This is a genomic window from Leptothrix ochracea, assembly GCF_041083635.1.
Classification (GTDB): Bacteria; Pseudomonadota; Gammaproteobacteria; order Burkholderiales; family Burkholderiaceae_C; genus Sphaerotilus; species Sphaerotilus ochraceus.
In genome coordinates, this window is the sequence record NZ_JBFPHB010000019.1 from 22,206 (window position 1) to 30,049 (window position 7,844).

The following is a 7,844-nucleotide window of genomic DNA, read 5'->3' on the forward strand; positions in this document are numbered from 1 at the left end:
GGCGAGGCGCGCACCATGGCTTCCTTCATTGACGCCCTCGCCCGCGCCACGCGCCTGCACGACTCGCTGCTTTGCGTGGGGCTCGACCCCGAGCCGAGCAAGTTTCCGGGTGCGTGGAAGGGCGATGCCGGGCGGATCTTTGAGTTCTGCTGCGCAATCGTCGATGCGACCAAGGACGTGGTGTGCGCGTTCAAGCCGCAGATCGCCTACTTTGCCGCCCACCGCGCCGAGGGTCAGCTCGAAGAGCTCATGGCCTACATGAAGCGCACCGCACCCGATGTGCCGGTCATTTTGGACGCCAAGCGCGGCGACATCGGCTCGACCGCCGAGCAGTACGCCCGCGAAGCTTTCGAGCGCTATCAGGCCGACGCGGTGACGCTCTCGCCCTTCATGGGCTTTGACACCATGGAGCCGTACCTACGCTGGCCCGACAAGGGCGTGATTCTGCTGTGCCGCACCTCCAACCCCGGTGGCAACGACTGGCAGATGCAGCGCTTGGCCGATGTGCCCGGTCAGCCGCGTTTGTTCGAGCGACTGGCGGAGCTGGCCCAAACCGAGTGGAACCGCAACGGCCAGATCGGTCTGGTGGTGGGCGCGACCTACCCAGAAGAAATCGCCAAGGTGCGCGCTCTGGCCCCCACCTTGCCGCTGTTGATTCCGGGCGTGGGTGCCCAAGGCGGTGACGCCGAAGCCACCGTGCGCGCCGGGCTCAGCACCGACGCCAGCGGCCAGATCACCGGCCCGATCGTGGTTAACAGCTCGCGCGCGGTGCTCTACGCCAGCTCGGGCGAGGACTTTGCCGCAGCCGCCCGCCGCGTCGCCTTGGCCACCCGCGCGCAGCTGAACGCCGCCCGCCGGGGATGATCCGCCTCGCTTGGCTGATCGCCTTCGCGCTGCACGTCCTCGCGCTCATCAGTCCCCTCGCCCACGCCGGGGGCGGCGCGCAGCCCACCGCCCATGTGCTGCGCTACGCCTTCCCGGTGGCTGAAACCGGCTTTGATCCGGCACAGCTCTCTGACGTCTATTCGCGCACCGTGGTGGCGGGCATTTTTGAAGCACCCTTGTGCTTCGACTACCTGGCCAAGCCCGCCCGCCTCAAGCCGCTCACGGCCGAGGCGCTGCCGCAAATCTCGGCCGACTTTCGGGAGTTCACCTTCAAGCTGCGCCCCGGCATCTACTTTGCCGACGACCCGGCCTTCAAAGGCGTGCGCCGCGAGCTGACGGCCGCCGATTACGTCTACGCCTTGAAGCGCCACTACGACCCGCGCTGGAACAGTCCCAATCTCTACTTGCTGGAAAACGCCCGCATCCAAGGGCTCTCAGCGCTGCGCCAACAAGCCCTGAGCAGCAAGACACCCTTCAACTACGACACCGAGGTCGAAGGGCTCAAGGCGCTGGACCGCTACACGTTGCGCATCCGCTTGGGCGAGCCCGCGCCGCGCTTTCATCAAACCGTGATGGCCGACCCGGCCGCCTTCGGCGCGGTGGCGCGCGAAGTGGTGGAGCACTACGGCGAACGCATCATGGAGCACCCGGTGGGCACCGGGCCTTTCAAGCTCGGCGCTTGGCGGCGCTCGTCCAAGATCGTGCTGGAGCGCAGCCCGAGTTTTCGCGCCGAGATCTACGACGAACAACCTGCGGCCGACGACGTGGCCGCCCAAGCCGTGGCCAAGCAGCTCCAAGGCCGGCGCTTGCCGCTGCTCGACCGGGTGGAGATTGCGATCATTGAAGAAGAGCAGCCGCGCTGGCTGGCTTTTTTGAACGGCGAAGTCGATCTGCTGGAGCGTCTGCCCAACGCCTTCATCCAAAACGCTGTGCCCAACAACCGGCTGGCGCCCTATCTGGTCAAACGCGGCGTCACCATGCACCGCGCCCCGCAGGTCGATGTGGTGATGGCGGCGATCTTCAACATGGCGCACCCGCTGGTGGGCGGCAACACCCCCGAGAAGGTGGCCCTGCGCCGCGCCATCGCGCTGGCCTACAACGCCCCGCAGGAAATCACCCACGTGCGCAAAGGCCAAGCCCTGCCCGCTGAAACCGCCATCGCGCCGCTGACCTTTGGCCACGACGGCAACGTGCGCACCGAGATGAGCCAATACGACCCGGCGCGCGCCAAGGCCCTGCTGGACCTCTACGGCTACATCGACCGCGACGGTGACGGCTGGCGCGACCTGCCCGACGGCCGCCCGCTGGAGCTGATCTACGCCACCCAGTCCGACCAAGCCTCACGCCAGTTGGCTGAGATCTGGGACAAAAGCATGAAAGCCGTCGGCCTGAAAATGAGCTTCAAGGTCGCGCAGTGGCCCGAAAACCTCAAAGCCCTGCGCGCCGGCCGTTTGATGCTCTGGGGCGTGGGCTGGAGCGCCGGCACCCCCGACGGTGACACCTTTCTCGCCCTGGCCTACAGCCCCAACACCGGCCAATCCAACCACGCCCGCTTCCATCTACCCGCGTTCGACGCCCTCTACGAACAACAAGCTCGCCTGCCCGACGGCCCCGAGCGCCTCGCCCTGATGCAGCAAGCCGCACAGTTGATGGTGGTGAACATGCCCTACAAGTTCAGCGCCCACCGCGTCGTCACCGACCTCACCCACTCCCACGTGCTGGGCTACCGCCGCAACCCCTTCGTGCGCGAGTTTTTCAAGTTTGTGGATGTGGTACCGCCGCGTTGAAAATTTCGAAATAGCCACGTTCAAACACGGATACGCGCATCCAAGTTCTTCACGGCAATGCGCGCTTGGTCCAAATCGCCGCAAGAAAAATCGATGACCAAATAAATGAAGATGTCAGGGCAATGGCGGCTCTGACGAACAATATGGTATTGCTCACTCAGCCTAAAAAATAGGCAGCTATCGACAGGTCTTTTCCTCTTGGTGCGGATGCGATCGAGTCGATTCAAGATGACCTGTGCATTGTCAAGAGCCATGCCATCGATGGATTCGTTGGCATGGCTGATTGATTCAATCACTTGGCGGTGATACGTATCAATCAGCGTCGCCGCCACAAAACCTCTCAAACCAGAGAGGTGGTTGATGATATTTGACGTTGCCACAAGAACCTCCCCATGGGTTGCCTACAGCATGTTTTTTTATTTTTATCAAATAGAGACAACCCGAACCAGCGACGAATCAAAAACAAATCACCACATCGGTGGTTTCAACTCAGATGATTTTATGGATGCTGTCCGCAGCACGCTTCACATCCAAAAAGATCAGGCCAAGACGGGCGTTGGCCTTGAGCAATACCGTGACCACGGCATCTTCACCGGCATGGACCATCAGTACGTAACCGCGCTGGCCCTTGACCAGCACTTGCTCCAGATCACCCCGTGCCAATTCACGAGCGGTGCGATCGCCCAAAGACAGCATGGCGGCACTCATGGCCCCCACCCGGTCTTCATCCATGCTGGCAGGCAGCAAGGAGGCCATCATCAGGCCATCGGTGGACAAAACGGCGGAAGCTTCGATATCGGCGGTCGAGCCGTTGAGCTCACGAAGAACGGAATTAAGAACGTCTGCACGCATGGCAATCTCCCTCAGATCCAATGAAACATTTCAAACAATTCAAACAATTCAAACAAATCAGATGCTGCCGAGCTGACTGCGGACTTCCCCCAGCAGCACGTCGATCTCAGACTTGAACATCCGCTCCAGCAAGGCCGGCTTGAATCCAGTGATACGAATCACGGTTTCGAGGTAATAAACCAAGTAGCTTTCCGCAGTAATGGCTTGAGCCGTCAACGAAAGACGCTCCACACTGCTCATGATTTCTCGGGCCAGTTCCGCACTACCCAACAGTTCTGGCGTGAGTTTCGAGCGCAGCCAATCTAGGACCCATGTCCACATCCCCATCATCATGGGGTTTTTGACCCCCACCTTGATGTGAACAACACCGACCAACGATTGCCAAGCCCAATACTTGTCATCAAAGGGTCCACTCAACGTACGCTGCCACCAACGACGCAAGGTGGTTTCACGATCGGATCGCGCACCATGCCCAATAAGCGTGGCCATCTGTGGATTAGCTTGGATCGTGTCGTAGAAACCCTTCACAAGATCATCTTCCATCGCCAGAAGTTGATCTCGGAAGCTCATAAGTAAGATGGCATCCGCCTCGGAAAAGCGCTGCCCCTCAGGAATATCACTGATGATTTTGTGCGTAATTTCAAAAATGTTCATAGTAACCATCCAAAAGATTTTTACATCAACATGGAACTGATCCAAATTGATGGAAGTCAATTGTAGATCACCATACAAATGATGTGCATACCTTGATAGAACCACTCCGTGACACGCATGACAATTTCGTGAATATTTATTTCAAGAAGAACGCAATACCTATCATCAAGACGAAATACAAGCCGTGTAAGCATAGAGTAAGCATAGAGTAAGCATAGAGTAAGCATAGAGTAAGCATATAAAAATTGTGGTCAATATCGATATATTCCACAATATATGGATTGCACCCATTAAGTAAATTAACGAACATGAATGCTGCATGACGCCTTGATCCCTCGGATGATGGCGCGTATGGCGATTCACACGTTCAGTCAGAACATCGCCAAGATCCGGTCGGGATCCGACTCGCGGTCTCGTTTCAGCCGCACACTGAACATGGCGCGACCCACGGGTGATGTTTTTTGTGAACAGCCCCAACTTTGTGGCCGGTAGCCAACGGGGTGCTGTTCATGCTTTGTCCATGCAATTGTTGGCAAAAACAGCGCAGCAACAATTGGACATAGTTTTCTTCATCAAATCAGAAGTTCTGCCAGAATCAATATTTCTATCATTTGATCCAGGTCAAAAACAAAACAATAGGGACGACCACCCCACTTCACGGATCTTTTGACGGAGACTTATTCATGGCAACCCAAAAAGCACGCATCATCAACGACTTGACCGATCTTGACGGTTTCATTGCAGCCGCTTTGGTCGATTCGACCAGCGGCATGATGTTTGAATCGATGGTGAATGGCAGTTTTCCCATCGAGGCCGCCGCCGGTGCCAATACGCAGGTTGTTCAAGCCAAACTGAAGGCCATGAAAGCCGTGGGTATTGGCAATGATCATATTGAAGATATTTTGATCACCTTGGGCACGCAATATCACTTGATCCGGCCGCTGCAAATCAACAACGAAGTCTTTATCTATATTGCCATCGACCGCAACCATGGCAATCTGGCCATGGCTCGGATGGAAATGCGCAAGCTCGATCAGAGCATCACCCAACTCTGATCAAGCCTGCGTCACCCACTGTTCGATCTGCTGGGCCGACATCGCGCCGCTCACACGGCGCACTTCTTGGCCGTGCAGAAACATCACCATGGTGGGGATAGAACGAATGCGGTTTTGCACCGAGGCGCGTGGACAGGCGTCGCTGTCCACCTTGGCCAGCAAGGCCCGTCCCTTGAGCAAGGCCGCAGCCTGCTTGAACCGCGGCGCCATCATCTTGCAAGGGCCACACCACTCGGCCCAAAAATCGACCACCACCGGCAGCTCAGTGCCATTCACCACCGGCCCAAAACTCGCATCGCTCAGATCAGCCGGGTGACCGTCGAGCAGCGCGTGGCCGCATTGACCGCAGTTCGGGTTCTCGCCCAAGCGCTCGTCAGGCACACGGTTCTTGGCTTGGCAATGGGTGCAAGTGATCAGCATGGAACGCTCCGTTGATATACCCAGTAAGGTATAGGCATTGCCTGCTGATTTCAAGGGGCGACGAAACGCCCACCGTGGAAGATCAGCGGTGGCAGATCCTTGCGACTGTGGCAATGCAGCACTTCGAGCAGATAGAGCAAGTGATCACCGCCGGGATGGCGGGTGTGCTGACGGCACTCGAAGACCGCCGCGCATCCGGCCAAGAGCGGCGCCCCGCCCAAACCCGGCTGCCAAGCCAGATCGGCAAAACGATCCACACCCCGGGTGGCAAACAGCTCCGCCAAAGGGCGTTGAGCTGTGCCCAGGATGTGAATGGCGTGATGGCTGGCGGCGTTGAAGGCGGCCAGATTGCCCGAACGGTTGTCCAAACTCCACAGCACCAGCGGCGGATCAAGAGAGACCGAAGCAAAGGAATTGATCGTCAAACCGATGGGGTGACCGTCTTCGCCCCGCGCGGTCACGATGGCCACGCCGGTGGCAAATTGGCCCAAGGCGGCGCGCAAATCCTTCGTCGTGAAGGTCACGGGCGGCGGCGGGCTGATCAAAGAAGCATCCATGGGTTGAATTGTCCCCGATGCCACCCCTCGGCCGGCTTCTAGAATCCCGCGATGCCCAGCTCTGATAACAACAACTGCACCGCTTCGGCGACATCTCACCCCGCTCCTTGGCTCGCCTTTTGGCGCCTCGGCATCGTCACCATGCTGGGCTTTACCTCCGGCTTGCCGCTCGGACTCACCGGCCAAGCGCTGCAAGCGTGGCTGTCGATGGACGGCATCGACTTGGCCACCATCGGTTTTCTGAGCTTGGTCGGCCTGCCCTACACCTTCAAATTCCTCTGGGCGCCACTGATGGATCGCTTTGAGCCTTGGGGCTTGGAGCGTTTGCTCGGACGGCGGCGTGGCTGGCTGGTGCTGAGTCAACTCGCCTTGGCGGGCACTTTTTTGATGCTGGCCCAGACCACCCCCAGCGCCGAGATTCGGCTCTTTTCGCTCTTGGCCTTGTTGGCGGCATTCTTGTCGGCCTCGCAAGACGTGGTGATCGACGCCTACCGCACCGATGTGCTGCCCACGGTGGAGCGCGGCTTGGGGGCCTCGCTCAGCGTGCTGGGCTACCGGCTGGCGATGCTTCTTTCTGGCGGCATCGTGCTGATCTGGACCGATCCTTCGGCCGCTGGCACCCGCCACGGCTGGACCTGGCCGCAGGTCTATCAGTTGATGGCGCTGCTGATGGTGGGTGCCGCCGCACTCTCGGCCTTGGCCTTGCCGCGCCTGCCGGAGCTGGATCGCACCAACGCCCATGCCAAGCCAGGACAAGCCACCGGCCACGATCTGCTGGGCTTTTTGGCGGTGGCGGTGGCGGCAGCTTGCGGCGTGGCGCTGACCGACCGCTACGGCGTGAGCTTGGCCCAGATGCTGCTCAGCCCTTTTTGGGATCTATCGACGACCGCCACGCCCGGTTTGCTGAGCCCCTTGCAGCGCAAGTGGGTCGATCTGACCGCGCTGCTGCTGGGCATCGCCTTCACGCTACCGCTGGCGGCGTGGGCGGCGCGGGTGGTGCGCTTCGAGACGCTGCTGCGCGGGCTCGCCAACTACTTTGCCCAGCCGGGCGCACGGGCTTTTTTGGCCTTCATCGTGCTCTACAAGCTGGGCGACGCCTTTGCTGGTGCCCTCATGACGCCCTTTTTGCTCAAGGTCATGGCCTTCGCCCCGGCGGAAGTCGGGGTGGTCAACAAGCTGATCGGACTTTGGCTGACCATCGGCGGCGCGCTGCTGGGCGGCGCGCTGATGATGCGGCTCGGCCTGTGGCGCGCTTTGCTGCTGTTTGGCCTCTTGCAGATGCTCAGCAACCTGGGCTTTTGGTGGCTGGCCGTGACGGGCAAAGGGGCGCTACCGGGCTGGGTGATCCCGGCTTTCGACTGGGGCTTGGTGGCCTTGGTGAAAGACACCCCAGTCGATGGCGGCTTGCTGGCCGTGATCGTGGTCGAGAACCTCTCGGGCGGCATGGGCACCGCCGCCTTCGTCGCTTTTCTGATGAGTCTCACCAGCCAGCGCTACACGGCCACGCAATACGCGCTGCTCTCAGCGTTTGCCTCGGTGGGCCGCGTGTGGGTGGGGCCGATGGCCGGCGTTTTGGCCGAATCCATCGGCTGGCCAGCGTTCTTTTTGCTCTCCACCGCCGCCGCCTTACCGGC

The 7,844-nt window shown here is 59.9% G+C and carries 9 protein-coding genes; 4 read left to right on the forward strand and 5 right to left on the reverse strand.

Features of this window, described 5'->3' with window-relative positions; translation table 11 throughout:
• The first annotated feature begins 15 nt into the window (after positions 1-15).
• A complete protein-coding gene (pyrF, locus tag AB3X39_RS08065; protein ID WP_369416850.1) occupies positions 16-864 on the forward strand; it encodes an orotidine-5'-phosphate decarboxylase in 849 nt (282 codons plus the stop codon).
• Positions 861-2,672: an ABC transporter substrate-binding protein gene (locus AB3X39_RS08070; RefSeq protein WP_369416851.1), complete on the forward strand. Its 1,812-nt coding sequence runs from the start codon at positions 861-863 to the stop codon at positions 2,670-2,672. Before pyrF ends, AB3X39_RS08070 begins: the two co-directional genes overlap by 4 nt.
• 20 nt (positions 2,673-2,692) lie before the next feature.
• On the opposite strand, the gene AB3X39_RS08075 is transcribed toward AB3X39_RS08070, so the two are convergent.
• The 3 genes from AB3X39_RS08075 to AB3X39_RS08085 all read right to left on the reverse strand — a co-directional run bounded on the left by AB3X39_RS08075 (position 2,693) and on the right by AB3X39_RS08085 (position 4,178).
• Positions 2,693-3,052: a hypothetical protein gene (locus tag AB3X39_RS08075; protein WP_369416852.1), complete on the reverse strand. Its 360-nt coding sequence runs from the start codon at positions 3,050-3,052 to the stop codon at positions 2,693-2,695.
• 109 nt (positions 3,053-3,161) lie between these two features.
• Entirely contained in the window at positions 3,162-3,524 is a 363-nt protein-coding gene (locus AB3X39_RS08080) for a roadblock/LC7 domain-containing protein (protein WP_369416853.1), read from the reverse strand.
• 57 nt (positions 3,525-3,581) lie between these two features.
• Entirely contained in the window at positions 3,582-4,178 is a 597-nt protein-coding gene (locus AB3X39_RS08085; protein WP_369416854.1) for a protoglobin domain-containing protein, read from the reverse strand.
• A gap of 683 nt (positions 4,179-4,861) precedes the next feature.
• On the opposite strand from AB3X39_RS08085, the gene AB3X39_RS08090 reads away from it, so the two are divergent.
• Entirely contained in the window at positions 4,862-5,233 is a 372-nt protein-coding gene (locus AB3X39_RS08090; protein WP_369416855.1) for a roadblock/LC7 domain-containing protein, read from the forward strand.
• On the opposite strand, the gene trxC is transcribed toward AB3X39_RS08090, so the two are convergent.
• Together trxC and AB3X39_RS08100 are read right to left on the reverse strand one after the other, a co-directional pair.
• Positions 5,234-5,653 (reverse strand): thioredoxin TrxC, encoded by a 420-nt coding sequence (gene trxC, locus AB3X39_RS08095; protein ID WP_369416856.1) that lies wholly within the window; start codon positions 5,651-5,653, stop codon positions 5,234-5,236.
• 50 nt (positions 5,654-5,703) lie between these two features.
• Positions 5,704-6,210 carry a flavin reductase family protein gene (locus AB3X39_RS08100; protein WP_369416857.1) on the reverse strand — a complete coding sequence of 169 codons (507 nt, stop codon included), beginning with the start codon at positions 6,208-6,210 and terminating at the stop codon, positions 5,704-5,706.
• 51 nt (positions 6,211-6,261) lie between these two features.
• On the opposite strand from AB3X39_RS08100, the gene AB3X39_RS08105 reads away from it, so the two are divergent.
• A partial coding sequence (locus AB3X39_RS08105) for an AmpG family muropeptide MFS transporter (protein WP_369416858.1) occupies positions 6,262-7,844 on the forward strand: 1,583 nt, incomplete at its 3' end.